The organism is Arthrobacter sp. FW305-BF8 (assembly GCF_021789315.1).
Taxonomy (GTDB): Bacteria; Actinomycetota; Actinomycetes; order Actinomycetales; family Micrococcaceae; genus Arthrobacter.
Genome location: NZ_CP084561.1, coordinates 2,834,610 through 2,860,446 on the forward strand (window position 1 = coordinate 2,834,610; position 25,837 = coordinate 2,860,446).

The 25,837-nt window shown below is 65.8% G+C and carries 31 protein-coding genes; 13 read left to right on the top strand and 18 right to left on the bottom strand.

What is annotated here, in order from left to right; all coding sequences use genetic code 11:
- Window positions 1-2: 2 nt before the first annotated feature.
- From thrS to LFT45_RS12620, 3 genes are all read right to left on the bottom strand, one after another.
- Window positions 3-1,967 carry a threonine--tRNA ligase gene (gene thrS, locus LFT45_RS12610; RefSeq protein WP_442863627.1) on the bottom strand — a complete coding sequence of 655 codons (1,965 nt, stop codon included), beginning with the start codon at window positions 1,965-1,967 and terminating at the stop codon, window positions 3-5.
- A gap of 203 nt (window positions 1,968-2,170) precedes the next feature.
- Window positions 2,171-5,782: a DNA polymerase III subunit alpha gene (locus tag LFT45_RS12615; protein ID WP_236803523.1), complete on the bottom strand. Its 3,612-nt coding sequence runs from the start codon at window positions 5,780-5,782 to the stop codon at window positions 2,171-2,173.
- On the bottom strand, window positions 5,779-6,144 hold the full coding sequence (locus LFT45_RS12620; protein ID WP_236803525.1) for a DUF6504 family protein: 366 nt from the start codon (window positions 6,142-6,144) through the stop codon (window positions 5,779-5,781). Before LFT45_RS12620 ends, LFT45_RS12615 begins: the two co-directional genes overlap by 4 nt.
- Window positions 6,145-6,300: 156 nt before the next feature.
- On the opposite strand from LFT45_RS12620, the gene LFT45_RS12625 reads away from it, so the two are divergent.
- A complete protein-coding gene (locus tag LFT45_RS12625; RefSeq protein ID WP_102972335.1) occupies window positions 6,301-6,687 on the top strand; it encodes a hypothetical protein in 387 nt (128 codons plus the stop codon).
- 110 nt (window positions 6,688-6,797) lie between these two features.
- On the opposite strand, the gene LFT45_RS12630 is transcribed toward LFT45_RS12625, so the two are convergent.
- Window positions 6,798-7,124 (bottom strand): chorismate mutase, encoded by a 327-nt coding sequence (locus LFT45_RS12630; RefSeq protein ID WP_102972334.1) that lies wholly within the window; start codon window positions 7,122-7,124, stop codon window positions 6,798-6,800.
- 14 nt (window positions 7,125-7,138) lie between these two features.
- Between LFT45_RS12630 and LFT45_RS12635 the strand changes: the two genes are divergently transcribed.
- On the top strand, window positions 7,139-7,561 hold the full coding sequence (locus LFT45_RS12635) for a VOC family protein (RefSeq protein WP_236803527.1): 423 nt from the start codon (window positions 7,139-7,141) through the stop codon (window positions 7,559-7,561).
- 61 nt (window positions 7,562-7,622) lie between these two features.
- On the opposite strand, the gene LFT45_RS12640 is transcribed toward LFT45_RS12635, so the two are convergent.
- Window positions 7,623-8,354, bottom strand: a complete 732-nt coding sequence (locus tag LFT45_RS12640) for an SOS response-associated peptidase (RefSeq protein WP_236809333.1) — start codon at window positions 8,352-8,354, stop codon at window positions 7,623-7,625.
- A 120-nt stretch (window positions 8,355-8,474) separates the two neighbouring features.
- On the opposite strand from LFT45_RS12640, the gene LFT45_RS12645 reads away from it, so the two are divergent.
- Window positions 8,475-8,732: a mycoredoxin gene (locus LFT45_RS12645; protein WP_078028863.1), complete on the top strand. Its 258-nt coding sequence runs from the start codon at window positions 8,475-8,477 to the stop codon at window positions 8,730-8,732.
- 64 nt (window positions 8,733-8,796) lie between these two features.
- On the opposite strand, the gene LFT45_RS12650 is transcribed toward LFT45_RS12645, so the two are convergent.
- Entirely contained in the window at window positions 8,797-9,042 is a 246-nt protein-coding gene (locus LFT45_RS12650; RefSeq protein ID WP_236803529.1) for a hypothetical protein, read from the bottom strand.
- A gap of 157 nt (window positions 9,043-9,199) precedes the next feature.
- On the opposite strand from LFT45_RS12650, the gene LFT45_RS12655 reads away from it, so the two are divergent.
- Window positions 9,200-9,562, top strand: coding sequence for a VOC family protein (locus tag LFT45_RS12655; RefSeq protein WP_236803531.1), 363 nt, complete (start codon window positions 9,200-9,202; stop codon window positions 9,560-9,562).
- 41 nt (window positions 9,563-9,603) lie between these two features.
- On the opposite strand, the gene LFT45_RS12660 is transcribed toward LFT45_RS12655, so the two are convergent.
- On the bottom strand, window positions 9,604-10,353 hold the full coding sequence (locus LFT45_RS12660) for a lipoate--protein ligase family protein (protein ID WP_236803533.1): 750 nt from the start codon (window positions 10,351-10,353) through the stop codon (window positions 9,604-9,606).
- 149 nt (window positions 10,354-10,502) lie between these two features.
- On the opposite strand from LFT45_RS12660, the gene LFT45_RS12665 reads away from it, so the two are divergent.
- Window positions 10,503-10,751 carry a DUF2177 family protein gene (locus tag LFT45_RS12665; protein WP_236803535.1) on the top strand — a complete coding sequence of 83 codons (249 nt, stop codon included), beginning with the start codon at window positions 10,503-10,505 and terminating at the stop codon, window positions 10,749-10,751.
- A gap of 11 nt (window positions 10,752-10,762) precedes the next feature.
- On the opposite strand, the gene LFT45_RS12670 is transcribed toward LFT45_RS12665, so the two are convergent.
- Both LFT45_RS12670 and LFT45_RS12675 read right to left on the bottom strand, forming a co-directional pair.
- Window positions 10,763-11,566 (bottom strand): thioesterase family protein, encoded by an 804-nt coding sequence (locus LFT45_RS12670; RefSeq protein ID WP_236803537.1) that lies wholly within the window; start codon window positions 11,564-11,566, stop codon window positions 10,763-10,765.
- 69 nt (window positions 11,567-11,635) lie between these two features.
- Window positions 11,636-11,920 (bottom strand): DUF427 domain-containing protein, encoded by a 285-nt coding sequence (locus LFT45_RS12675; protein ID WP_236803539.1) that lies wholly within the window; start codon window positions 11,918-11,920, stop codon window positions 11,636-11,638.
- Between the two features lie 156 nt (window positions 11,921-12,076).
- Here LFT45_RS12675 and LFT45_RS12680 point away from each other — a divergent pair, with 156 nt between their 5' ends.
- The 6 genes from LFT45_RS12680 to LFT45_RS12705 all read left to right on the top strand — a co-directional run bounded on the left by LFT45_RS12680 (window position 12,077) and on the right by LFT45_RS12705 (window position 18,284).
- Window positions 12,077-13,129 (top strand): phosphodiester glycosidase family protein, encoded by a 1,053-nt coding sequence (locus tag LFT45_RS12680; RefSeq protein WP_236803541.1) that lies wholly within the window; start codon window positions 12,077-12,079, stop codon window positions 13,127-13,129.
- 9 nt (window positions 13,130-13,138) lie between these two features.
- Window positions 13,139-14,218: a GtrA family protein gene (locus LFT45_RS12685; RefSeq protein ID WP_236803542.1), complete on the top strand. Its 1,080-nt coding sequence runs from the start codon at window positions 13,139-13,141 to the stop codon at window positions 14,216-14,218.
- Between the two features lie 25 nt (window positions 14,219-14,243).
- Complete coding sequence (locus LFT45_RS12690) at window positions 14,244-14,984, top strand: DUF4956 domain-containing protein (RefSeq protein WP_236803545.1); 741 nt, start codon at window positions 14,244-14,246, stop codon at window positions 14,982-14,984.
- The gene (locus LFT45_RS12695) at window positions 14,981-15,775 is read left to right on the top strand and encodes a polyphosphate polymerase domain-containing protein (protein ID WP_236803547.1); all 795 of its coding nucleotides are present in this window, start codon (window positions 14,981-14,983) and stop codon (window positions 15,773-15,775) included. Before LFT45_RS12690 ends, LFT45_RS12695 begins: the two co-directional genes overlap by 4 nt.
- An 82-nt stretch (window positions 15,776-15,857) precedes the next feature.
- Window positions 15,858-17,423: a carbohydrate-binding domain-containing protein gene (locus LFT45_RS12700; protein WP_236803549.1), complete on the top strand. Its 1,566-nt coding sequence runs from the start codon at window positions 15,858-15,860 to the stop codon at window positions 17,421-17,423.
- A gap of 156 nt (window positions 17,424-17,579) precedes the next feature.
- Complete coding sequence (locus tag LFT45_RS12705) at window positions 17,580-18,284, top strand: endonuclease/exonuclease/phosphatase family protein (RefSeq protein WP_236803551.1); 705 nt, start codon at window positions 17,580-17,582, stop codon at window positions 18,282-18,284.
- Between the two features lie 22 nt (window positions 18,285-18,306).
- On the opposite strand, the gene LFT45_RS12710 is transcribed toward LFT45_RS12705, so the two are convergent.
- The 5 genes from LFT45_RS12710 to LFT45_RS12730 all read right to left on the bottom strand — a co-directional run bounded on the left by LFT45_RS12710 (window position 18,307) and on the right by LFT45_RS12730 (window position 21,745).
- Window positions 18,307-20,130, bottom strand: coding sequence for a DUF5671 domain-containing protein (locus LFT45_RS12710; protein WP_236803553.1), 1,824 nt, complete (start codon window positions 20,128-20,130; stop codon window positions 18,307-18,309).
- Entirely contained in the window at window positions 20,127-20,606 is a 480-nt protein-coding gene (locus LFT45_RS12715) for a hypothetical protein (RefSeq protein WP_236803555.1), read from the bottom strand. Before LFT45_RS12715 ends, LFT45_RS12710 begins: the two co-directional genes overlap by 4 nt.
- Window positions 20,607-20,614: 8 nt before the next feature.
- Window positions 20,615-20,803: a DUF1918 domain-containing protein gene (locus tag LFT45_RS12720; RefSeq protein WP_102972420.1), complete on the bottom strand. Its 189-nt coding sequence runs from the start codon at window positions 20,801-20,803 to the stop codon at window positions 20,615-20,617.
- 83 nt (window positions 20,804-20,886) lie between these two features.
- Window positions 20,887-21,237: a TraR/DksA family transcriptional regulator gene (locus tag LFT45_RS12725; RefSeq protein ID WP_442863557.1), complete on the bottom strand. Its 351-nt coding sequence runs from the start codon at window positions 21,235-21,237 to the stop codon at window positions 20,887-20,889.
- On the bottom strand, window positions 21,227-21,745 hold the full coding sequence (locus tag LFT45_RS12730) for an NUDIX domain-containing protein (protein ID WP_102972324.1): 519 nt from the start codon (window positions 21,743-21,745) through the stop codon (window positions 21,227-21,229). Before LFT45_RS12730 ends, LFT45_RS12725 begins: the two co-directional genes overlap by 11 nt.
- A 32-nt stretch (window positions 21,746-21,777) precedes the next feature.
- Here LFT45_RS12730 and LFT45_RS12735 point away from each other — a divergent pair, with 32 nt between their 5' ends.
- On the top strand, window positions 21,778-22,287 hold the full coding sequence (locus tag LFT45_RS12735; RefSeq protein ID WP_236803559.1) for a metallophosphoesterase family protein: 510 nt from the start codon (window positions 21,778-21,780) through the stop codon (window positions 22,285-22,287).
- A 98-nt stretch (window positions 22,288-22,385) separates the two neighbouring features.
- On the opposite strand, the gene LFT45_RS12740 is transcribed toward LFT45_RS12735, so the two are convergent.
- The 3 genes from LFT45_RS12740 to LFT45_RS12750 form a co-directional block, all read right to left on the bottom strand.
- Window positions 22,386-22,562 carry a CsbD family protein gene (locus tag LFT45_RS12740; protein ID WP_102972322.1) on the bottom strand — a complete coding sequence of 59 codons (177 nt, stop codon included), beginning with the start codon at window positions 22,560-22,562 and terminating at the stop codon, window positions 22,386-22,388.
- 96 nt (window positions 22,563-22,658) lie between these two features.
- On the bottom strand, window positions 22,659-23,099 hold the full coding sequence (locus tag LFT45_RS12745) for a DUF1810 domain-containing protein (RefSeq protein WP_236803561.1): 441 nt from the start codon (window positions 23,097-23,099) through the stop codon (window positions 22,659-22,661).
- Window positions 23,100-23,107: 8 nt separating this feature from the next.
- The gene (locus LFT45_RS12750) at window positions 23,108-23,380 is read right to left on the bottom strand and encodes a hypothetical protein (RefSeq protein WP_236803563.1); all 273 of its coding nucleotides are present in this window, start codon (window positions 23,378-23,380) and stop codon (window positions 23,108-23,110) included.
- Between the two features lie 393 nt (window positions 23,381-23,773).
- On the opposite strand from LFT45_RS12750, the gene LFT45_RS12755 reads away from it, so the two are divergent.
- Window positions 23,774-25,144 (top strand): ammonium transporter, encoded by a 1,371-nt coding sequence (locus tag LFT45_RS12755; protein WP_236803565.1) that lies wholly within the window; start codon window positions 23,774-23,776, stop codon window positions 25,142-25,144.
- A gap of 39 nt (window positions 25,145-25,183) precedes the next feature.
- Here LFT45_RS12755 and LFT45_RS12760 read toward each other — a convergent pair whose 3' ends face one another.
- A complete protein-coding gene (locus tag LFT45_RS12760; protein WP_236803567.1) occupies window positions 25,184-25,837 on the bottom strand; it encodes a DNA alkylation repair protein in 654 nt (217 codons plus the stop codon).

Sequence of the window (25,837 nt, forward strand, 5' to 3'; positions counted from 1 at the left end):
GGCTAGCTTGTCCGGTCGCGGACAGCGTCCACGATCCGCTGGACAGCCTCGGCCACGGGCACGCCGTTGTCCTGACTGCCGTCCCGGAACCGGAAGGAGACAGCGCCAGCCTCGGCGTCCTCACCGCCGGCGATGAGCACGAACGGGATCTTGTCCTTGCTGGCCGTGCGGATCTTCTTCGGGAACCGGTCCGAGGAGATGTCCACCTCGGCGCGGATGCCGGCAGCCTTGAGCTTGTCGACGACGTCGAACATGTAGTCGTTGAAGGCCTCCGCCACCGGGATGCCCACCACCTGCACCGGAGCGAGCCATGCCGGGAAGGCACCTGCATAGTGCTCGGTGAGGACGCCCATGAACCGCTCCACCGATCCGAACAGGGCCCGGTGGATCATGACCGGCCGTTGGCGGGTGCCGTCGGCGGCCTGGAACTCAAGTTCGAAGCGCTCAGGCAGGTTGAAGTCGAGCTGGATCGTGGACATCTGCCAGGTGCGGCCCAGGGCATCCTTCGCCTGAACCGAAATCTTGGGCCCGTAGAACGCAGCTCCACCCGGGTCCGGAACGAGCTCCAGCCCGGACGCCTCGGCCACTTCGGCCAAGGTGCGGGTTGCTTCCTCCCAGGTGGCGTCGTCGCCGACGAACTTGTCCTCGTTCTTGGTGGACAGCTCGAGGTAGAAGTCGTCCAGGCCGTAGTCCTTGAGCAGGCCAAGGACGAAGTTCAGTGTGGTGGTGAGCTCGTCCTTCATCTGCTCGCGGGTGCAGTAGATGTGGGCGTCGTCCTGTGTCATGCCCCGCACGCGGGTCAGGCCGTGGACCACACCGGACTTCTCATAGCGGTAGACGGAGCCGAATTCGAAGAGCCGCAGCGGCAGTTCGCGGTAGGACCGGCCGCGCGAGCGGAAGATGAGGTTGTGCATGGGGCAGTTCATCGGCTTCAGGTAGTAGTCCTGGCCGGGTTTGCGGACGGTGCCGTCCTCGTTGTGCTCGGCGTCGATGTGCATCGCCGGGAACATGCCGTCCCGGTACCAGTCCAGGTGGCCGGAGACCTCGTACAGGTGCCCCTTGGTGATGTGCGGGGTGTAGACGAACTCGTAGCCGGCGTCCACATGGCGCTGCCGGGAGTAGTCCTCCATGGCCTTGCGGATGATGCCGCCCTTGGGGTGGAAGACCGGCAGGCCCGATCCCAGCTCGTCGGGGAAGGAGAACAGGTCCAGCTCGGCGCCAAGCTTCCGGTGGTCGCGGCGCTCGGCCTCCGCGATGCGTTCCTGGTAGGCCTTCAGGGCGTCCTTGGTGGGCCACGCGGTGCCGTAGATTCGCTGCAGCTGCTGGTTGTTCTGGTTGCCCAGCCAGTACGCCGCCGAGGACCGGGTCAGCGCGAAGGCGTTGGAGATGAGCTTGGTGTTGGGCAGGTGGGGGCCGCGGCACAGGTCGCACCAGACGCTGTCCCCGCTCTTGCGGTCGACGTTGTCGTAGATGGTGATGTCACCGGCGCCCACTTCGACGTTGACGCCTTCGCCGGCGTCGGCGGCGTCGTTCTTCTTGCCCAGCAGTTCGAGCTTGTAGGGCTCATTCTTCATGGCCTCACGGGCCTCGTCCTCGGAGACGACGCGGCGGACGAACTTCTGGTTCTGGTTGACGATCTTGAGCATCATCTTTTCCAGCTGGCGCAGGTCCTCCGGGGTGAAGGGCTCCTCGACGTCGAAGTCGAAGTAGAACCCGTCCGCGATGTAGGGACCGATGCCCAGCTTGGCGTCCGGACGCAGCTGCTGCACGGCCTGGGCCATGACGTGGGCGGTGGAGTGGCGCAGCACGTTGAGCCCGTCGGGGGAATCGATGGTGACGCCCTCAACCTGGGCACCCTCGGGAAGGGGCTGGTCCAGGTCCTTGAGCTCGCCGTCGACCCGGGCCACAACGACGTCGCGGCGCTCAAAGAAGAGTTCCGCGCCGGTGGTCCCGGTAGTCACCTTCATTTCTTCGCCATCGACGATGAGGGTGATCTGCTGGGCATCTGACACGGGTGTCTCCTATTCAAAGTTCAGGCTTCGTAGCTTGTGGCGTACGGGGACCACAGCCAGCCTCGTCAATGCTATCTGTTGCGGAAGTGGCGAGCCAAAGCGCCACGGTGGCGGCCAAGTGGAACAAGGCGGCGGAAAAGTGGAAAGGAGGGGCCAGGTCAGCTTCCCAGGCCGGTGATGGCCAGGTTTCTGCCGATGCCTTCCAGGGGCCCCGGCTGCCAGAAGTCCTGTTCAGATGCATCTGGTCCAACGTCCCCTGGTCCTCGATTTCCCGGGGCAGCGCTCCCCCGTTCACCGTTTTCCTGGTCGGGGAACGGCAGGGAGTCCACCTGGCTGAGGTCCCAGGCCATGCTGACGCTGAGGCTGATGCCGCGGGGACCGGTCCGTCGGGTGGTTCCACGGATCAGCAGCAGCCGGGTCCCGAACAGCAGCGGGCCCGCGTGCTCCTGGGCCTCGTGGAAGAACACGGAATCCACGCACCCGGTGCCGTCGTCGATGCTGATGAAGACCACACGCCTGCCACCGCGCATGGGCGGGGTCTGGGTGGCGATCCTCACGCCGGCCACCAGTACCTCCGTGCCATTGCGCAGCCCCAGCAGCTTGTCCGCGGTAATGACACCAAGCTTGTCCAGGAGCGGCCGGTGGCTGGACATCAGGTGTTCGCTGACGTCAACCGCCATCAGGTCGAGTTCCGCCCGGACGTTCTCCACTGTGGTGGGCTCAGGCAGCCCGGGCTTGACGTTCCGCAGCTCTACATCCCCAAGGGGCAGCGCGAGTTGCCCCTCAATGACCTCGGCGCCTTTCTTTACCGGCTTGCTTTGCAGGCTTTGCAGGTGGTGGACAAGGTCTGCCCGGTTGGCTGTCCCGCCGGATTCCCGGTGCAGAGTGTCAAAGGCACCGAGTTGGGCGAGCCGCTTGATGCTGGGCTTGCTCAGCCTGGAGCGTGCCCGCAGATCCGCCAGTGAGTCATAGGGCTGGCCTGCGACGATCCGCTTAAGTTCTGAACCGGACAGTCCGAAGATGCCATTGAGGCTCAGCCGGATGCCCAGCTTTCCCCGGTCAGGGCCCTCAGCGACACGCTCCACCCGGTATTCTGCCCTGCTTCGGTTGATGTCCAGCGGAAGGATGGGGATGCCCATGCGCCGTGCCTCGGCCACAAGGAGACGCTTGGGGTACATGCCGGGATCGTGCTCCCAAAGGCCCGCGAGGAACGCCTCCGGATGGTGGGCCTTCAGCCAGGCGGACTGGTAGGTGGGCACGGCAAAGGCGGCGCCGTGGGCTTTGCAGAACCCGAAGCTGGCGAACGATTTCAGGGTGCCCCAGACCTTGTCCACTACCTCCGGCGAATACTTCCTGGCCTTTGCCTCGCGGCGGAAAAACTCCTCCACCTGGCCTTCCCTGACCTCGTTGCTCAGCGCCCTGCGGAACTCGTCGGCTTTCGCCAGCCCGCAGCCGGTCATCACATCAAAGGTCCTCAGGATCTGCTCATGGAAGACCGTCACTCCATGGGTTTCCTGCAGCACCGGCAACAGGTCCGGGTGCGGGTAGGTCTCCGGGGCGAAGCCGTGCCGGTGTTCAAGGAAGGGCCGGACCATGTCCGATTTCATGGGCCCCGGGCGGAACAGGGAGATGTCGATGATGAGGTCATTGAACTCGCGCGGGGCCATTTTGCCCACCAGCTCCCGCTGGCCGGGTGATTCGATCTGGAAGCACCCCAGCGTGTGGGTGCTTCGGATCAGCTCATACGTCGGCTCATCATCCAGGGGCACGGCATTGAGGTCGATCAGGCCGTCCTCGGCGATGAAGTCCGGCCCGTTGCCCCGAGGTCCAGCGGGATGGGCTCCGGCAGCCACCACTTCAGCCTTTGAGGGGTGGATACGGATGATCTCCCGCACGGCAAAGGCCATGGCACTTTGCATCCTGACGCCCAGGACATCCAGCTTCAGCATGCCCATCGGGTCCATGTCGTGTTTGTCGAACTGGCTCATGGGCAGGCCAAGGCCGCTGGGCTGGACCGGGGTCCGGTCCAGCAGGGTGGCATCACCGAGGATCACCCCGCAGGGGTGCATGGAGATGTGGCGCGGAAGGCGGTCCAGCCGTTCGGTGAGGTCCACCAGCAGGTCCAACTGCTGGTTCTCAGAAAAGTTCCGCTGTTCCACCCGTCCCGCGAACTCGCGAAGTTCCGGTTTTTCCTCCAGGGCCTCCCGGAACTTCCGTGCCGAAAAGCGCCACAGCTGTTTGGCAATTTCGCCGACATCGCCGTCGTCCATCCCCAAAGCCATCCCGGCGTCCCGCACCGCACCGCGAGCGCGGTAGCCGTTCTGCATGCTCATCAGTGTGACGCGCTGTGAGCCGAACCGGTCAAAGATCTTCCGGTAGACGTTGTGCCGCTCCGCGCTTTCCACATCGATGTCGATATCAGGCAGCGTGGACCGGTCGCCGGAAAGGAACCGTTCGAAGATCAGGTCATGCTGAAGGGGGTTCACCTGGCTGATGTCCATCAGGTAGTTGACCAGGCTGGAAGCGCCCGATCCCCGGGCTGCCGCCCGCACATTCATGTCCAGGATCATGCGGGAGACCTCGGCCACGGTGAGGAAGTAGGAGGCAAAGCCGAGGCGGGCGATGATCTTCAGCTCATGCTGCAGCCGGGCGCGCATGTCTGCCTCTGCCTTCCCGGAGATGCCAGGGAATCGCCGCGCAATTCCTGCCTCGCAGCGCTGGGCCAGCTCTGCCAGCGGATCCCCCTCAATGCCGATGACGGCGGCCTCGGGCACCACCGGCTGCTTCCAGCCCATGTCGGACACGCGATCCATGCGGCACCGGTCCGCGAGCGCCTCAGTCTGCGCGAGCAGCACCTGGAGATCGGCTGCCCCGTAGCCGGCGGCATGGATGATTTCCTTGCCCAGCTCCACCATCTGGTCCGGGGTTTTCAGCCAGCCCTGCCCATTGGGCTGGAGCAGCGGCTCGGCGGAGAGTTCGGGAAGCGACTTGAGCGTGCGGGCCGAATCCAGGACGTCGGCGGTGGCCGCCCCGTCCTCCTCGCAGTAACGGACTGCGTTGGTGAGCACGGCCGGCACACCGTACTCCTGCGCCAGCTTGAGCATGCGGACGGCGTGGGCAGTGCTCAAGGGTTCACCCGGTGCGCTGAGGTGGGTGACGATCTCTGCCGCGACGCTTCCGGCGGGCATGGCGTCCAGCCAGCCTTTGAAAAGGGTGCGGGGCCGGAGGTACCGCCTCCCGCCCAGTGCGAGGCCGACGTCGGAATCCGGGCCCAGCAGCACGGTAAGCACCGGCTTCAGGGTTTCCGGGTCCAGGACGCGTGAGGCGAGTTCAGCCCTGGTGACAGCAACGGGCACCGCTCCCCCGGCCTTGCCCGTGGTGCGGGCGTGCGCGTCGGAGATCAGCCGGCACAATGCCTTGTACCCCGCACCGTTGTTATGGCCATGCGCCAGGACCACGACGCGCCCGGTGACGCGGTCCGCCGAAAACCGGGTTTTGGTAACCCGGACGCCAGCCATCCGCTCGCCAGGCACCATGGCATCGTGGTCCCCCTCGTCGTCGAACACTGACAGATCAACGCCGACCACCGGGTCAATCCCTGCAGCCATGCATGCCTTGAGGTGTTTTACGGTGCCGTAGAGGCCGTCCCGGTCAGTGCATCCAAGGGCGGTTGCCCCCTGGGCCGCTGCTGCCTGGGCAAGTTCATCTGGCCAGGAGACACCGTAGTGGGCGCTGAAGGCGGTGGAAACGTGTAGGTGAGTGAAGCTCATGCTGATTTGGGCCGGAGTGCATCTTTAGGCTGGAGGGCGTCGTGGATGCGGAGCAGCCGCCAGCGTCCGCTGCCGGTATGCCGCACCAGGTCAAGGGTGAGTGGTTCAGTGGGTTCTGCAGCCGAAGTTTCAAGTGGGCTGTTTCTGCCGGCAGGCAGGACCTGCACCCGCCAGATCTCATGGTCCACAAGCCCGGGGCCGCTACCCAACGGGGCACGCCGTTCTTCGGCCCACCACTGGCGGCGTTCGTACCAGCGCATGGGTTCGGTGCAGACCCGGTATTCCCTGCCGCCCCAGCGAAGCTCCGCCGGCTCACCGGTAGGTGCGCAGACGACGTCAACAGACTCGCTGAACGTTCCCATGGGTGCCTCCGGATACCAATCTCATCCTGCAGAAAATACGCAGTCATTCGAAGCAGTCATTCGAATATGTATTCGAATAGTTCCAGTCTACGCCGGGCCGGGGACAAAACCTAGATGGGTGTGGACGGACGGCGGCTCACAGGGCAGGATGGTCCCATGAGTTCCAATGACGCGCTCCTGAAGCAGGTAAGCATCGCCGCCAAAGAAAGCACATTGGTGGCCAGGTTCGATATCGACGGCAACATTCCAGCATCGGGCGCCTTTGTTGTGGGGCTCGTGGCTGCCACTCCGGATTATTCACATCAACGGAGGCTGGGAATCGAGTTCATGAACGGCGAGGCGGTCTCGATCTACTCCTTCAGCCATGACGGCACAGAGGAGAACTTCGACCTCAGCAGCGTTGAGCACTCGGGCAACACCATCACGGGCAACTTCCCCATGAGCACGGTACTGGGGCTGGACAAGAGCCACCTCATGTCCGCGTTCAGCGAGGCGGACGGGCGGGAATTCCAGTCCGGCGTGCCTGTCGAGGAGAAGCTTTAGAGGGTCGGCGCCCCCCGCGAACGGCATCGGGCACCAGCCCGGATCAGCCGGCCCGGCGCCTTGACGCGCCTGTTAGCGGACTGAACCTGTCCGCAACCAGAAGCAACAGCTCAGCTGTTGTCGTTGTGGATTTTCATCTCCAGCTCGATGAACTTCGAGATCATGGCCCGGTACGTGCTTTCCACGATGTCCGGGTCTATTTCTTTTTTCTCGGCGGCCGAGCGCACATGCTCGATGACCCGCTCCACGCGTCCCGGCGCCCGCACTTCGGCGTCGTCACCCTTCAGTGTTCCCGCGATGCGGATCAGGCGCTCGCGGCGGGCGATCAGCGTGACGATCTGCTCGTCCACCTCGTCCACCGCAACCCGCACGGCGGCGAGCTGTTCCCGGTCAGCCTGGGCGTTTTTCTCGTCTCCGTGATTTGTGGGCATGATCATGACAGTATCGAACCATGCAGCCCAGAGTCGATTTTATTTCATTGGGAGTGCGCAGCGTGGCCGCCTCCCGGCGCTTCTATGTGGACGGCCTGAGTTGGCCGGTCCACCGTGAGGTTCCCGATGAGGTGGTCTTTATCCAGGCCAATCACGGTCTGATTCTTTCCCTGTGGGATGCCGGGCAAATGCGGGCCGAGGCCGCCGTTGATGCTCCCGCCGCGGTCCCCTGCATTACGCTCAGCCACAACGTCGGCAGCGCCGAGCAGGTAACCCAGGTGATGGCCCAGGCCGAGTCGGCCGGCGCGTCTGTAGTGGCCCCACCCAAGACCCAACCGTGGGGCGGCTACACCGGATACTTCGCGGATCCGGACGGCTTCCGCTGGGAGATTGCCTTCAACCCCACGTGGACAGTGGACGACGGCGGCCAGGTCACCGTCTGATTGCACGCTCGGCTCTGATTCCGGTAAGGGTCCGCTAGTCCGGGACCCTCAGAAGGGCAGCTCAGAAAAGTGCCTCCACGGGCTCGATGAGCTCCGGGGAGTTGTTGCGGACGTTGCCTACCGCCTTGCCCACGGAATCCACCCGCCAGCCCGCGGCGACGTCCTTCACGCCGGACCGGACGAGGTCCACCAGGCCCGCGGCGTCGTCAACCTGCGGGTCAAGCCAGGCCGCCATGGTCTCGCCGCTCATGGGCAGCGGGACGCGATCGTGGAGCGCTGTCAGTTCGGCGAACACCGTGCTTTCAGTTCCCGCCGGCGGCGAGTCCGCCGTCATGATGGACATCGAGAGCATCCACTGGGCGGGTTCCCCCGGGGGCGCGGACGGGTCCTTCCACCACTCGTACAGTCCGGCGAAGGCCATGGCGGACTCGTCACGGGGGTGGACATAATAGGGCTGCTTGCTGCGGCCCTCGCCCTGTTTCCATTCGTAGTAGCCGTCCGCCGGGACGGCGCAGCGCCTTGACTGTACAGCCTTGCGGAAGGCCGGCTTCTCGAGCACCGACTCGCTCCTGGCGTTGATCATCTTTGCGCCGATGGCCGGGCTTTTCGCCCAGGACGGCACAAGCCCCCAGCGGGCGACGTGCAGCTGGCGGACCGTGTCGCCGTCGATAAGCCGTTCGAGGACAATGGGCGCGCCGTCGGTGGGTGCAACGTTCCACGACGGCGGGATTTCGGTTTCGTTTTCAAGTTCGGCGTCGAATTCGGCCAGCAGATCCCCCACTGCCCGGGCCATGACGTAACGTCCACACATGGCACCAGCATGCCATTGCAACAGAGGCTGGGGAATACCGGTGCCCGGGTTACGGTTGTGGGGAAGGAAACCGACAGGACCATATCAATCCGAGGAGAGCCCGTGGACTTTACCCCCGAAGACGGCACCATCACCATGTTCTCGACCACCTGGTGCGGCTACTGCAACCGGCTGAAGAAGCAGCTGGACGCCCAGGGCATCGGCTACACCGAGATCAACATCGAAGAGGTCGACGGCACGGCCGAGCTCGTGGAGCAGATCAACGGCGGCAACCGCACCGTCCCCACCGTCCTCTTCCCGGACGGCACCGCTGCAACGAACCCGTCCGCAGCCGAGGTCAAGAGCAGGCTCGCCGCGTAGGGCTGACGCCACAATCAAGATTCAACAGTAAAGGCACCGGATTCCGGTGCCTTTACTGTTCTATTCAGACCTTTTCGTCGATCCGGTCCTGCATCGGCCTGGGAGCATGGGCTTCCTTCCGGCGCGGCTCCTTGCGGCGGGCCAGGAAGGCCCACAGCCTGGTGTCGTCCGTGTCGGCCCGAGGTTCCGGGCGGTCCACAGGTTTCCCGGGCGCAGCTTGCGGCGGCGCCGGTTCCCGGTGCGCCTCGGGCTTTCGGACGGCATCCTTCCGGGTGTCCCAGCCGAAATCCGCCCGCGATGAATAGCACATCACCGACCTCCTTTTTCAGCGGCTGTTCCTTAATCGTCCTCTCCTGCGCGTTTGAAATCGACAGGTCCGGGTACGAAAAATCCGGGCGAACCCCGCCCCTGGCGGTCACTCCAGCGCACTACAGTTCGAGTTCCTTCCCGCGTTCCAAAGGATTGCTGTGACTCCAGTTTCCCCGCAGATCGGCACCGTCTTCGTCCCCGTCAGCGATATCGAGGAGGCCCGCGACTGGTATTGCGGCATGCTGGGCGTCCCCGCCGATGAGAAGGTCCTGCTGGACCATCTGTACATACTGCCCATGGAGGGGGCCGGCCTCGTCCTGGACAGCAGGATCTACTCTCCGGGCGCCGTCTTCCAGGTTCCTGCGTTCCATTTCAACACCGCCGACATCCATGCGGCCCACGCCTTCATGAAAACCCGGGGCGTGGAACTCACCGAAGTCAACGATGACCAGTGGTTCAACTTCCGGGACCCGGACGGAAACGTCCTCATGATCTGCCAGATCCCCCCGGCCACCGAATAGACTGCGCTGAACAAACCGCGCACCGCGGGCATGGTGCAGCGCTAGGCGCGAAGACTGCTGAAGTCCGCCTGCCCCAGCGTGGCGTACTCCGCGTAGGTGCTGACCACCGCGTCCTCGATGGCCTGCACATCGAGGGCAGGCACAAGGTCGTTAGCCGCGCCGGCGGTCGCGGGATCCCACTCCAGCCCCAGGGCCTCGTAGTTGGCCGTCAGCACCTCGCGGATGGGCGCCGAGTTCTCTACCACGACGACGGAGCTGAACAGCCAGGCGCCGGACACCACGCGCTGGGCTGTGCCTACCAGCTTGATCCGGTGGTCGGGGGCCTCGGGCGCGAAGCCGTGGACGCTGTATTCGCCCGGACAGTACTCCCCCGGAATCTCGCCGACGGCGGCGTGCACGCCAACGCTCTGGAGCGCCCCCGCCAGCATTTCGCCGAAAAATGCGAAACGGCCTTTCGCTCCGGCGATCGCATCGCTGTGCGGCTCCACGTGGTCAATGATCAGGGTGCCTTCGTGATACGCGGCGGCACGGCCTCCCGCCTTGCGGATCAGCGGTTCGAACCCCAGGTCGCGGCAGGCCTGGGCGGCGGCGCCGAAGCCGGCCAGGCGGGTGTCGCGCTGGCCGAAGGCAACCGTCGGTGCTGGCCGGTACAGCCGAAGGGTGGATCCAATGTCCCCGGCCCTGGCCTTGCCGAGAAGTTCGATCCCGAAATCAAGGTCCCGGACGGCGCCCAGGGACTGCTCCTGCCGGACGAGGGTCAGAGTCCGCGAATCAGCCCCGGCCTGCTGCATGTTGCTAAGCTCCCTTATGGTCGTGTTGCAATTTCTGGTCGTCGCCGCTGCCTTCGCCGTGATCGACGCCGTGTGGCTCAAGCTCATGAACCCGTTCTACCGCAGCCATCGGTGAATTGCTGGCCGACAGGCCCCATCTAGGGTACGCCGTGGCGTTCTATGTGATTTACATTGCGGGCATCGTTTTCTTTGCCCTGCGGCCCGCGCTCGACGGCGGCACCTGGCTGACCGCCGTCGGCCATGGGGCGGCGCTGGGCGCCTTCGCCTACGCAACGTACGACCTCACCAACGCCGCCACGCTCAAGACCTGGCCGCTGCAGCTCATTGTTGTGGACATGGGGTGGGGCGCCCTGCTGACCGCCCTCGCCACGCTGGCGGGCTGGCTGGTCTTCCACTAGGAGGCCCGCGGTCAGCTCTTCCGCAGGGTGAGGATCTGTTCCGCCCGGCCGAACGGGCCGGACCGGTCGTGGAGCACCGTCGAGGTGAGGCCGATGCCGTCAGCACCGAAGGACACGGCGTTGTCCAGCCCCAGCCACTCGCCCTCCGGCCGCCGGTACATGTGGATCTGGAGGTCCAGGTTCGGGAAGGCGTAGCTGTCCTTGCCCGGAGGCACCCGTGCGGCGATGCCGTTGGCGGTGTCCACAAGCCCCATCAGCCTTGCCATGTCCGTGCTGTCGTTTCCGTCCGTCAGCGGATGGTCCGTGCGCAGCCAGACCTTCCCGGCGCCGGGCCGGTGACCCTCCGCCACCCTCATTTCGAGGGAGCGGATGTACCCTCCCGGCCACACGCTCGCGCCGTCATAGGGCTTGCATTCCTCCGGTGAGGGAATGGCTCCGTCCTCGACGGCGGCCACGGCACCCGTATCGCTGGTGACCATGCGCCAGGCCGTCGCCCTGATAGCCACACGACCCGCCGCCACCAGTTCAGCCTGCAGCAGCTCGATGGTGCGCCCCGGGCGCAGCGTCGTGGTGACGATTTCAAATTCGCCGCCGGGGATCAGTCCCAGGATTTCGTAGCTGAGCCTGGCCATCCGCATGTCGTCCCGGGGTTGGTGCCGGTCCAGCCGGTCAGCCAGCAGCCCCGACGCCGGGGCCATGTGCTGTTCGTGGGCGTTCCAGGCCCCCTGGGCGTGGATGGTGGAGCGGAAGCGGCCGCCGCCCAGGTCCTGGTAGTAGAAGTCGCCGCCGGCGAGTTCAGGGAGTTCAGCAGTCAACGGTGACTCCTTCAAAGCGTGATCGGTTAATCCCGGTTCACTCTATCGCTTCCGGCATGCCGAGCCGTCTCAGGCCTCGATCCGCACGCCGTGCCAGAAGGCCACATGATCCCTGATCCGGGCAGCTTCCAAGGACGGATCGGCGTAGTACCAGGCGGCATTCTCGTTTCGCAGGCCGTCAACCCGCAGGCTGTAGTAGCTTGCCTCCCCCTTCCAGGGGCAGTACGTGGAGTGGGAGCTGCCCTCCAGGTACTCGGTGCGCACTGACGATGCGGGGAAGTAGTGGTTCCCCTCAACCTTCACGGTGACGTCACTCTCCGCTATCACGGCACCATTCCAGACCGCTTTGACCATATCGCTTCCTCCTCCAGGACAGGTTCGCTTCATCCACAACACGCGGCTGTCCGCAATGATTCCTGTGGCGGAGCCCGTTGGCGGGCCAGGAGCTTTCACAGCCTCCTCAAATGTGCGACTCACGGCCGGCATAAGTCCGGTCCATACAAATGATGCATGACCTCTCAGCAGAACGCCCCCACTGAAGAAATCCAACCCGGCGAAAACCATCAACCCGGTGAGGCGGGCCGCCCCGGTGAGCCCGGCCCGCCCGGCTCAGCCCGCAAGCGCGGCAAGGCCAGGCCGACCCGCCGGGCCGTCCTCGCCGGAGCACTCGCCCTGACACTGTCCGCCGGCGGCGCCAGCGCATGGGCGCTGGACCGGTTCGTGGTCCAGCACGTGGAAATCTCCGATGTGTCAGCCTACGAGACAGCCCAGGGCGTGTCCTCCGGGGCCACGACGGTGGGATCGTCAGCCTCCGTCACCGACACCTCGTACACGGCCGACGGCTCCACCATCAACATCTCCACGGTGGTGACCGGCAGCGGTGACAGCACGGTCACCTACTACGTTGCCGACGTCGTCCTTGACGATGCGACGACGGTCAAGTCGGCGTTCGCCAACGACAGTTTCGGCGAGAACATCACACAGACCACCTCGGAGATCGCGGCAGCCCACAACGCCATCTTCGCCATCAACGGCGACTATTACGGCTTCCGGGATACCGGCATCGTCATCCGCAACGGAGTTGTCTACCGGGACGAGGGCGCCCGCCAGGGGCTGGCGTTCTACCGGGACGGAACCGTGAAGGTCTACGACGAAACTGCCACCACCGCTGCACAGTTGGTCGCCGACGGCGTCTGGAACACCCTGTCCTTTGGACCGGCGATCGTCCAGGACAGCCAGATCGTGGATGGCATCGAGGACGTCGAGGTGGACACCAACTTCGGCAACCACTCCATCCAGGGCGAGCAGCCGCGGACGGCCGTGGGGCTCATCGACACCAACCACCTGGTCTTCGTGGTGGCTGACGGCCGCAGCCCGGGCTACAGCGCAGGCGTGACCATGACGGGAATGGCACAGATCATGAAGGATCTCGGTGCAGAAACGGCGTACAACCTCGACGGCGGCGGCTCCTCCACCATGTATTTCAACGGCGCCCTGGTCAACAACCCGCTGGGTGCCAACCGCGAGCGCGGCACCTCGGACATCCTGTACATCGGCAAGTGAGGTCCCTCCATGATCATCCTGGTCCCCGCCTATGAGCCGGACGCCCAGCTCCTTGAAGTGATCGGCGCGATCCGCGCAGCAGACCCCGCCCTCGGTCTCGTCGTCGTGGATGACGGCAGCGGCCCGGCCTACGGGCATATTTTCGACGGCGCCCGCCGCGCCGGCGCGCACGTCATCAGCCATCCGGCGAACCGGGGCAAGGGCTTCGCACTGAAGACCGGCTTCCGTTTCATTCTGGACCGTTTCCCCGCCCAGGACGTGGTGTGCGCGGACAGCGACGGCCAGCACAGCGTCGTGGACATCCTGCGCGTCGCCGAGCTCGCCGGCACGGAGGCCACCTCCATGGTGCTCGGCGCGCGCACCTTCGCCGGTGACGTTCCCGCACGCAGCCGCTTCGGGAATGCCGCCACCCGGCTGCTGTTCCGACTGGCCACCGGCGAACGCATCTCCGACACACAGACCGGGCTGCGCGGTTATCCGGCATCTATGCTGCCCTGGCTCCTGACAGTCAGTGGCGAGCGCTATGAATACGAACTGAACCTCCTGCTCGAGGCCAAAGCCGCCGGGTACCGCATTGCCAGCGTGGGCATCGCCACCATCTACTTGGACCACAACTCCGGATCCCATTTCCGGCCGCTTGCGGACTCGGTGCGCATCTACGCCCCGCTGCTCAAGTTCCTGCTGTCGTCCTTCGCCGGCTTCCTGATCGACACCGTCGCCTTCCTTGTCCTCAGCGCGGCCACCGACTCGGTCCTGGCGGCAGTCGTCGGCGCCCGCTGCCTGAGCGCCACGGCCAACTTCCTGATCAACCGCCGGCTCGTGTTCAAACACGGCCGCGAGAAGCCTGCCCGCGCCACGGCCGCCCGGTACGTCGCCCTCGCGCTCTCCCTGCTGGCGGCCAACTACGCACTCCTCACGGCGCTCGGAGGCGCCGGCGTCGGAGACCTGCCCGCCAAGCTGCTCACCGAAGCCGCACTGTTCGCCGTGAGCTACGCCATCCAGCAGCGGTTCCTTTTCGCCAAAGGTCACAAACCAGACCTTGTTCCGGCACAGCCCCGGCACAGCTTGGCCGTGAATCGTAACAAGTAGCCCATCACGAGACCCGGAGAACTCCATGAACCACCTGATACTTATCGCCGCAGACGTCATCGCCATCTGCGTGCTCACCTTCGCCCTTTACGTCCGCCGCCACCGGCGCAGGGACCTGGCCGTGTCCTACCTGGGGATGAACATCGGCGTCCTGGCCGTGGCCACAGCGCTCTCCGGTTCCACCGCCGGCCTCGGACTTGGACTGGGCCTCTTCGGGGTTCTCTCGATCATCCGTCTCCGTTCCACCGAACTGGCCCAGCACGAGGTGGCCTACTATTTCTCCGCGCTGGCCCTGGGCCTGATCTCGGGCGTCGGCGTCGAACCGGTCTGGCTGACGCTCTCCCTCATGGGACTGGTGCTGGCCGTGATGTTCGTCGGCGACCACGAGAGGGTCCTTCCCACGTACCGGCACCAGACCGTTGTCCTGGACCGCGCCATCTCCCGCGAGGACGAACTCACGGCCCGCCTTGAGGAACTGCTCGCCGCGAAGGTCCATACCGTCACGGTGCAGGAACTGGACCTGGTGAACGACAAGACCATCGTGGACGTCCGCTATGCCTGCCGCTCGGCCCGGGGAACCCGCCTTGCCGGCCCGGACAGCGCCGGCCTGGACAGCGCCGGCCTGGACAGCGCCGCCGGAAACCTCGGGGCATGGCATGAGTCACTCCCGGCGCAGACTCCCGCGCCTGCCGGTACCGCCCACCAGGCTCCCGCATCGCAGGCTCCCGCACCGCAGGCAGCAACCGCCCCGGCAGGTGCGGCATGAGCTCAATGCCCATAACCGAACAGGCAATGCTCATGAGCCTGGCCGCACTGCCGCCGATCGGCCTCGAGGAACTCAACGCCGAAGCCGCCCTGCAGACCCGGGTGGACCGGAAGTACGTGATCCCCGCCGCGACTGCCCGCCAGGCGCTGGCAACCTTCGCCGGCCAGGCCCGCGTCCTCGAAATGGACGGCCTCCGGTCGTTCGCCTACGACTCCGTCTACTTCGACACCCCGCAGCTGCACAGCTACATGCTGGCGGCCCGCGGCCGTCGCCGCCGCTACAAGATCCGCACCCGGACCTACGCGGACACCGGCACCAGTTTCCTCGAGGTCAAAACCGAGGGGACGCGGGCGGCCACCGTCAAGGAACGCATTCCCTATGACATCGCGGACCGCTCCCGGCTCACAGCGGAGGGCCTGGAGTACGTCAACGAAACCCTGGCCAGGGCCGTTGGCGACATTCCGGCCGGCGCCCTGGGTCCCGTGCTGGAAACCCGCTACCGCCGGACCACCCTCTACCTCCCGGAGTCCGGCAGCCGCGCAACGATCGATTCGAACGTCACCTGGCAGACCGGGGACGGCCAGCCGTGGGTACTGGCGGGCAGCGTTGTGCTCGAGACCAAATCCGGATCGGCCGCCGGACCGCTGGACAGGCACCTCTGGCAACACGGTGTGCGGCCGTCCAGGATCTCCAAGTTCGCCACCGGCATGGCCGCACTGCACCCGCACCTGCCCGCCAACCGCTGGAACCGGACGCTCCGGCACAGCATGCGGCTGGCACCTGGAGCCTGACCCGTCCCCTGCTTTCGACAGACAAGACCTCCAAGACCCCAAGACTCCGGACTCCGGACTCCAAGACCCCAAAGGAACCACCATGCGTAAATTCAGCAAGACCTTCTCCGTGGCCGCCTTCGCCCTGGCCCTCACCCTCGCCGGCTGCTCCGCCTCTGGAAGCACGGCCTCCAACGGAACTGCCGCCGGCAGCCAGTCCGGCACCAACACAGCGTCCACCACGCAGATGGTGACGGCAGCCTCGATCTCCGAGGACAGCCACTACGACGCCGACGACCTCACCTGGGATGCGGCCAAGGAAGTGGCCGTCACGCTCAAGGATGGTGCCTCCACGGTGGCGGGCTCCGCCGCCGGGGTAAAGGTCGACGGCGACACCGTCACCATCACAGCTGCCGGGACGTACCGGCTGTCGGGTTCTCTCAGTGACGGCAAGGTGGTGATCGCTGCCGGCGAAGAGGATGTGGTCCGCGTGGTCCTCGACGGCGTGACCCTCGCCAGCTCAACCGGCTCGCCGTTCGTCGTCCAAAGCGCCAACGAGGCCATCCTGTTCCTCGACGAAGGCAGCACCAACTCCATCAAGGACGCTGCAACGTACGCTGACCAGGGCACCGACGCCCCGAACGCGGCGCTCTACTCCATGGCCGACCTGACCCTGGCCGGGACAGGCTCACTCGAGGTCACCGGCCAGTACAACGACGGCATCGTGTCCAAGGACGGCCTGGTCCTGGCCGCCGGCAACGTCACTGTGAAAGCCGCCGACGACGGCATCCTCGGCAAGGACTACGCAGTGCTGCTGGACGGCGCTTACCAGATCACGGCCGGCGGTGACGGCTTCAAATCGGACAACGACACCGACGACGGCCGCGGCTGGCTCCTGGTCAACGGCGGCAAGCTCAGCGTCAGCGCCGGGGACGACGGCGTCAAGGCGCAGAACCAGCTCGCCATCGCGAACGGCACCGTGACGGTAACGGAGTCCTCCGAAGGCCTTGAAGCCCAGCACATCGCGGTGAGCGGCGGCACGGTATCGGTGACCGCCACGGATGACGGCGTGAACGCCTCCGGCGGCGCCTCCACCGCAACCCAGTCAGGCGGAGGCATGGGCGGCGGGCCCGGCGGCGGCGAATCGGTGGGCGACTACTCCGTGGACATCTTCGGCGGCTCCCTCACCATCAATTCCGAGGGCGACGGCCTGGACTCCAACGGCAACGCCTCCATCTCCGGCGGCGCCGTGGTGGTCAACGGGCCCGAAAGCAACGGCAACGGTGCACTGGATGTCAACGGCGAACTGGCAGTCAGCGGCGGAACGGTGGCGGCGGCAGGAAGCGCCGGCATGGTGGTCACCCCGGGAACAAGCTCCACCCAGTCAGGCGTGCAGGTCGCATTCGCCTCGACCGTGCCGGCGGGCACCACTGTGCAGCTGGCCGACGCCGACGGCAAGCTCGTGGCCACGTTTGTGACCACCAAAGCCACCGGATCGCTGATCTTTTCCGCGGCGGGCATCGAAGCAGGGAAGCAATACACGGTGTACACCGGAGGCACTGCGAAGGTGCAGTCAGGACTGGGCGAGGGCTCGCTCGACGGCGCCACGGAGCTCGGCACGGTCACGGCCGGAGAGTACACGCAGGGACACGGACCCGGCGGAAGGTAATTCAGGCCAGAGGCCACGGCATCAAGTGGAATCCGGCATGCGTCCGGCGGGGCATATTTGCCTCGCCGGACGCGCGCTTAATGTACGGATCTCCATATGATGATCTGGGTAGACTCGGAGACTGGTCCTTCTAGCAGCCCTCGGAAGAGGTGTTCGATGCGAGTTATTAGCTACAACCTCCGCAAGCACAAGGCGAGCGGCGAACTGATGAGTCTGGCCCGCAACTTCGGGATAGACGTCCTCTGCCTTCAAGAGTGTGACTCATCCGATCTGCCTGACACTCTCGGCCCGCTCCATCTGGCCGACTACACAAAAGGCAACAGGCTGGGCCTGGCCATCTACTACCGGACTGACCGGTTCACGGCCCTGGATACCCAGACCTTTGCCCTGAAGAAGTCCATGCACGACCGCGTGATGGCACCGGCCCATGAGCGGCTGATCGGCACCCGGATGGTGGACAACGAAACCGACCATGAGCTGGTGGTGGGTTCGTTCCACGCCGCCCCGCTCACGGCGTCGAACTCGCTGCGGCGCAAGCAGATCCACGCGGCGCATGCCGAGCTGCTGAGCATGGGCACCGGGCTGATGACGCTGATGGTGGGTGACTTCAACTATCCGTTCTTCACCAAGAGCCTTCACGCACACATGCAGGACTCCGGCTATGCCCTGTCCCTGAGCAACCGCAGAACCTACACCCGGTACAAGGTCTTCAAGGGCCACTTCGACTTTGCCACATCACTGGGCCTGGACATCGAAAGCGTGGAAACGCTCCCCCGGGGGAAGTCGGATCACCTGCCCATCCTGGTGACAGCCGAATACGGCGCCGACCGGTCACCGATCAAGGGGCAGCCCATTTCCTGAGGCTTCTGTCAGGAGGCTTCTCTCATGAGGCGGTGTGGTCCTGTACGGGGATGACATCGATCCGGCCGCCGGGCCCGACGACGACCAGCACCCGCTCAGCGCTCACACCTTCCAGCGCGGCCATAAGCATTCCGGCATCCGGCAGTCGCGGATCCGACTGTCCCGGATCCGGCCCTGCCGGTAGGCCGGACCGCAGCCAGACCGTCACGTCGGCACCGGTGGCTTCCCGGATGGCGTGTGACAGCGGAACGTGATCGGAGCCCGTCACCAGGACGACTTGGCCGATCGTCCGTCGCGCGGTCAGTACTGGACCGGCGTCTTGCACCCGACCAGCTTCCTGCAGTGGGCCGGTTTCCTGCAGTGACGGAGCGTCCCCCTGCAGCACCGCACGCTCCCTGCGCCAGACGCTGTAGTGATAGGTGGCCACGAGCGCCGTGGCGGTCAGCAGTCCGAGCGGCGCCCGGATCCGTCCCACCAGGTTTCCCTGGCGCTCCGGATCCAGCAGATACTCAAAGGCCTGGTAACCGACCAGCAGCAGGGCGATCAGGGCCACGACGGCGCTGATCCCAAAGATAGCCACGAGGTAGATGCGCCGCCCGGCAGCGGTGCGGGAAGGCAGCCCGTCTGCACCATCTGCCCCGCCTGCATCATCGGCGCTCGCCGATCCGCGGCGGTCCGCCGGCATCCACGCCCTCCACCAGACCGCACCGCCCACAATCAGGGCACTGATTCCGCCCAGCAGCAGCGTGCGCGTGCCCGTACCCGCCAGCGTTGTCTCGGCAAAGCCCAAGGCCGCGTTGACAACAACTCCCACACCGGAGGCCGCAGCGACCACCGCCACTCCGGATGCCAGCAGCAGCCCCGTCTCCCGCATCTTCTCCGACCGCGGGGCCGTCAGCACTGAGTGGTAGCGCCAGACGAGGCACCCGACAGCTGCCGCGGCCATCGCGGGGCCAAGGGGATCAACGAGCCGGATCATGTCTTCGGAGCGGTCCAGTATCAGCCGCAGCAGGACGAACACCGTCGTGATGGCGCCGGCCATTGCCGTAATGCAGCCGCCAAGCACACCGAAGACAGCCGCAGCCACATTGGCCAGCGGTGAGGACAGGTGCCGTGCTTCGCCGAAGACCCAATGCCACCACCAAACCAGGAATCCGCCCCCGGCCCAGATGAGTGACTGCAGCGCCGAAAACCACCAGGGCGATCCCACGTCATGGGCACCTGCCAGCCCCCGCAGCGCCGCGTCGAGAAGACTGCCGAGCGCAGTCACGGCCCCGCCGGCACCTACCAGCAGGCCGAACACCGAGCCCGCGAGCGCCGGGACGGTGTCCAGCCGGCGCGGGCCCTTGCCACGGTGCTGCCACATCCAGCGGTGCCATGCCCAGACGGCCGCCCACACCACACCCGTGGCCAGGGATGAACGCCATTCCAGGCCCTCAGCCACCGCGCCGGATGCGGCACCGGCCAGCAGCCCAATCAACTGCGATACAGCGCCGAGCACAGCCGTAACCGCGGTGATAAGGGCAACGATATATACACCGATGACGTACAGTCCCCAGGCAACAGACGAGCGCTCCGCTTCCTCCCCCTGCCGGCGCCAGACCAGCCACCACAGAACAGCGGCCAGGCACCCGCCAACCAGGCCGAACGCGAGGGACCGGGCGAGGCTGCCGACGTCATTCCCGGCCAGCCCTGTGCCCGAGACAAACAGCCGCTCAAACAGGCCGCCCACGCCGGAAGCGCCGATCAGCACGAGGACAAAGAGGAGTACAAAGACCACCAGCCGCCGCACCGTGGGCACCGCCGGCGACGATGATTCGCGCGTGCCGGGCCGGACGGTACTCACGGCTTCGCCGCCGGAACCGGACAAATGGTGAGCTGCCACGGGGCGGTCGCAACCAGCCAGTTGCCGTTCACCCGTTCCAGGGCAAACACGGCCTCGGTCTCGTATTCGGGGTTCCCGAACGGACCGCTGCCGGTGGAGGTGGTCAGAACAACGTGCACCTCCGCCGTGTCCGCATGCTCCACGGTGGAGGCCAGCGTGACCCGCAGTGCGCCAAGTGCGGGACGTTCCACCTGAGTGCATGGCCCGTCCGGCTGCCCGGTCCCGTAACGACCGTCAGTCGAGTAGCGCCTAGTAGCCGCCTCGTCACCGTTGAGGACGGCGGCAGCATACCGCTGGACCACACCCGCCGGTGTACTTTCGGCAAGCGGCTCTGGCTCACCGCGAAAAAAGACGACAGCGAGCGCCACGGCGACGAGACCGGCAATGATGGCAAGGACTGAAATCAGGGTCCGGTCGGGCCGTGGCGGTGCGGTCATCCGGGCAGCTAGGTGGTGTGGTGCTCGACGGTGAAGTCGCCGCCCGGGTACAGGATGGTCTCGTGGCCATCATCAAAACGGACGTGGTACGGCGGCGCCCCGTCGGCGCCCCGGACCTCCAGAATCTCACCGTGCCGGTCCGAGGACTCCACTGTCCTGCCCCGGATGATGATTCGGTCTCCCTGGGTTGCCTGCATGGCAATCACCTCCCAGCCCTAGAGTACGGCGCTCTTCCCTTCGGCGGAACAGCTCCGAGGCATCCTCGGCGGCGGAGCCGGGATTAGGCCCGGCCGCCCGTGTGGCGGATGCAGAAGGGGGTCCAGGGCCGGGCCTCCAGCCGCCCTTCGGCGATCTGTTCTCCGCACACCGTGCATATTCCGTAAGTGCCCGCGCCGATCCGCTCGAGGGCAGTGTCCACGTCCGCCAGTCCGGACCTGCTTTGGTCCAGGAGTGCCGACGCCTGCGAAAGTTCGAAGGCGATGGTGGCACCCTCGGGGTCATGTTCGTCGTCGACGTTGGAGTTGTGCCGGGCGGCGTTGGCCGAGGCTATGTCCGCACGCAGGGCCGGCAGGAGGGCGAGCTTCCTCGCCCGTTCCTCTTCCAGCAGCAGCCGGAATTTCTCAGTGTTCAACACCGGAGCCGTCCAGCAGCCTGCCGCGCAGGTCCGGCCAGGAGGCAGCAAAGGCAGGATGCAGGTTGATGCCGGCCACCTCTTCGACGGGAATCCACAGCAGTTCGATGCTTTCGGGATCGTTGATGGCCGGCTCAAAGGGCTCCAGCACCCGCACTGCCACGGTGGTGTAGGACCAGTAGCCGACGTCGAACACGGACGTGAACAGCACTTTGACGCTCTGTTCGGGGACTGCCGCCTCCTCGTGGGCCTCACGCAGTGCGCCGGTCACGGCGTCCTCGCCCTGGTGCAGCGCGCCGCCGGGAAGCCCCCAGGTTCCACCGTGGTCGCTCCAGGTGGCACGGTGCTGCAGCAGGACGCCCTTCTCCGCATCATGGACCAGGAGGCCGGCCGATCCGAAGCGCCCCCAGAACCGCCCGCGGTCGCCCTCCACCCAGGCATCGCCCGGGTCACGGGGGCCAAGGGGACGCCGGGGATCACCGGGCGAAGGCGGAACGATTTTCTCCATCGTCCCAGTCTGCCTCATGGGAAGATGCTTCGATGAGCCTGCGCCTGGTCCTTGTTGCCGACACCCACGTCCCCAAGCGCGCCCGGGCAATGCCCGAGCAGGTGTGGACCGCCGTCGAGGCTGCTGATGTGGTGTTCCACGCGGGTGACTGGATCAGCGCAGGCTTGCTCGACGAGTTCGAACAGCGCAGCAGGCGCCTGGTCGGTGTCTACGGCAACAACGACGGCGACGAGCTTAGGCGGCGATTGCCCGAGACGGCCAGTGTGACGCTCGACGGCGTCCGGTTCAGCATGATCCACGAGACCGGTCAGGCCAGAGGCCGGGAGCAGCGCTGCGAGGCCCTCTTTCCGGATGCCGACGTGCTGGTTTTCGGCCACTCGCACATTCCCTGGAACACGGTGGCGCCCGGCGGCCTGCGCCTGCTTAACCCCGGCTCCCCCACCGACCGCCGCCGGCAACCTGTGTGCACGTACATGACGGCCGTCGTCGTGAATGGCAGTTTAGGTGATGTCCAGCTGGTGGAGCTCAGCACCAGCCCCTGACTGGGCGTACGAAAGGGAGTCCTGCCGCGGTTTCCCGGGCGGGACTCCCTTCGAATCTCCGTTGGAGACGGAGAGCCAGACGTGGTGATCCTGTTTGGTCAGTCCTTCTTGAAGGCGTCCTTGACCTTTTCACCGGCCTGTTTCAGATCCGCCTTGGACTGGTCAGTTTTACCCTCCGCCTCCAGGCCCGGGTCGTCGTTGGCCTTGCCCGCCCCTTCCTTGGCCTTGCCGCCAAGCTTTTCCGCTGCATTGTCGATCTTGTCGTCCAGACCCATGCCACTGTCCTTCCGTCTGCCCAGCCCGCTGGCTGCACGCTGGCTTGTCCCCTCAGTCTAGGTCGGCTAACTAGCCCGGTGAAGGGTAGCTACCACTTACATGCGCGGGCTTGCCAGCAGCCCGTCGGTGGCGGCGTCGGCTTCCCCGCCGAAGTAGTGCTCCAGAACGCTCCGGAACACCGGTTCGTCCGGTGCCGCACGCAGGAACAGCGTCATGGAGGACTGGAGCTTCCGGGCATCGATGCCGCCGAAAATCTCCGCCGCGCCGCGGTTGCCCACGTTATCCACCGCGGTGGCACACTCGATCAGCCGCGGTCCCAGCACGGGATGCTGCAGGTACGCCCGGGCTTCATCAAGGGATGCGATGGCGTACCTTCTGGAGGTGGCGCTTTGCCCCAGGCCGGCAATCTGCGGAAAGACGAACCACATCCAGTGGCTGCGCTTGCTGCCTGCGCGGAGCTCCTGCAGAGCCTGGGCGTAGGTGTCGCCGTCATTCTGCGCGGCGACGAACCGTTCCAGGTTATGTGGGTCGTTCATGGGTTTTCCTAGCTGGAGACGTCCCGCTCGATATCTTCGGCGAGGTCATCCACGTCTTCAGGCCGCATGCTGATGCCGGCTTCGTCCAGCCGTTCCTCAAGCACGTGGCTCACCTCGTCCTCCACATGGCCCAGCCGGATCTCGTCCCGCACGTCCCCGGCGATGTCTTCGACAGTAGCGGAGCCGTCCGCGCCCGCCGCGGCATCACCCGCTTCCGCCGCAACATCCGCGTGCGGATTCTCAGTGAAGTAGTCGTCGCCGGTCGCTGCAGATTCAGTCATATCCCATGGTGGCTGCACAGCTCAGATCCGGTCAACAGGTCCGGCAGGGAATCCATCCGGTGGCCGGCAACGGACCCGGGGATGGATATGTTTCATTCATGTGCTGGTAACGCGGCATAACAGCGGCAGCCCTCACCGCGGCGCCCGCGGTTCTACCCGCAGTTCCGGCCGAAATGACTGCAGAGCCAGCAAAAAAGCACCCCGGCCATCAGGTGCCGTTAACAATTTCGAAACATGGCAGTCACGCGGGCTTTACGTAGGCGGCATTTTTGAAACGCCCGTGTAACTTGCCACGCCCAGACCCGAAACATCAATCCACGAATATCGATGAGGGGCGTGGCGCCGGCTTCAGCGGTCCGCGGAGAGGATGAGTTTCCTGGGAAGGGAAAGCGCGTGGAAATCACTGCGGCAAACGTTTGGATGATGGTGTCAGCGGCACTGGTGCTGCTCATGACCCCGGCACTGGGGCTCTTCTATGGCGGCATGACCCGCGCCAAGGCCTCCCTCAACATGATCATGATGAGCTTTGTGTCAGCCGGCATCGTGGGCGTCGTCTGGGTGTTGTGGGGCTACTCCATGAGCACCGGCGAAGGCGTCCTGGGCCTGTTCGGCAACCCGTTCGCCAGCTTCGGCCTGAGTGGCCTTATGGGCACTCCCGACCTCATCAAGGCAGGCTTCGCCGGAACCTTCGCCATCCTCACCGTGGCCCTCATCAGCGGCGCGATCGCCGACCGCGCCAAATTCACCGCCTGGGTCCTCTTCGTGCCGATCTGGATCACAGCCGTCTACTGCCCGCTCGCTTTCATGATCTGGGGCGGGGGCCTCATGAGCCAGGGCGGAGCAGTAACGGCCATCTTTGGCCAGGTCATCGACTTCGCCGGCGGCGCCGTCGTCGAAATCAGCTCCGGCGCTGCCGCCCTCGTGCTGGCCCTGATCGTCGGCAAGCGCCACGGTTTCGGAAAGGACCCCGGGCACCGCCCGCACAACGTCCCGTTCATCATGCTCGGCGCGGGCCTCCTCTGGTTCGGCTGGTTCGGCTTCAATGCCGGCGCCGCCACCACGGCAGAACAGGCCGGACTGATCTGGGTCAACACCCTGGTTACGCCGTGCGCCGCCATGCTGAGCTGGCTCCTCACGGAGAAGGTCCGCCACGGCCACCCCACCTCCCTGGGCGCTGCGTCCGGTGCCGTCGCCGGCCTCGTGGCCATCACGCCGTCGTGCGCCAACATCAGCCCAGTGGCCGCCATCGGCCTGGGACTCGTTTCGGGCGTGGCGTCTGCACTCTTCGTCGAACTGAAGTTCAAGTATGGCTTTGACGACTCGCTGGACGTTGTCGGCGTGCACCTCGGCTCCGGCCTGGTGGGCACCCTCGCGCTCGGCTTCATTGCCCTCCCCGTCAACGGCGAAGGCGGCGGGCTCTTCTACGGCGGCGGCGTTCAGCAGCTCGTCGCCCAGACCGTTGCCGTACTCATCACGCTCGCGCTCTCCGGCCTGATGACCGCGATTATTGGTATCGCAATTCACAAGACCATCGGGTTCCGCGTCAGCCATGAGGCCGAAGTTGCCGGTGTCGACCGCTCCGAGCACGCCGAGAGCGCCTACGAATTCGGCAGCATGGGGCACAGCCAGTTCCACCCGCTCCGCCAGCACATCGCCGCGGCTCCGGCCGTTCGCCCGGCAGGCACACCGTCTGTACCGGCCGCGGACGACGCCTCCTCCCCGGAGGCGGCGGAGGACCTGCAGCCCGCAGCGGCTTCCGTGTAGTAGTCCGGCTGTTACTTCGGCTTTCCCAGGACCGGTGTCCTAGCGATGGAAGGAGAGCCGGAGCTCCGGCCTTCGCTCCGCCACCGCGTCCAGCACGGCGGCAACGGCTTCCCGGTCGGGGCTGCTGTCCGCCGTCGGACCCGGTAGTACATCAGCGGCGATCCTGGCGCGGCGGACGAATCCGTCCCAGTCGCCCCCACCCGAGCGAAGTGCCCGCAGGGGCGCCATCAGCGACGCGCGGCGGAGCCAGACATCCGGGTCCCCCGCCCATCGGTCCAGCACCGCGTCAGCACGCACACGCGCCTGGCCCCCGAGCCTTTCCACCAGCGGACCAACGACGTCGACGGCGAGCGGGTCCACGAGCGTTGGCATGTGCGTGTTCCGCACAAAGCCCTCCATGCGCGTCAGGTCGGAGTTGGTCAGCAACTCCAGCTTGGACTGGAGGATCACGACGGCGGCCAGGCGCCGCTCGTAAACCGGAACCGCCCACAGTTCTGAACTGAGGGCGGTGATCTCGTCGTGGGTCAGTCCTGCATAGCGGCGAAGGGCATCACGGACCGTTCCGCGCACCGCGCCCACTGACGCGCCGTAGTACTGCATCCCGCTGCCGAACCGGTGGCGCATGTCTTCGGCCCGGTACCACGAAGCCTCGCGCTGCAGGGTGTCATCCACGAACTCGCCGGCAGCACTCAT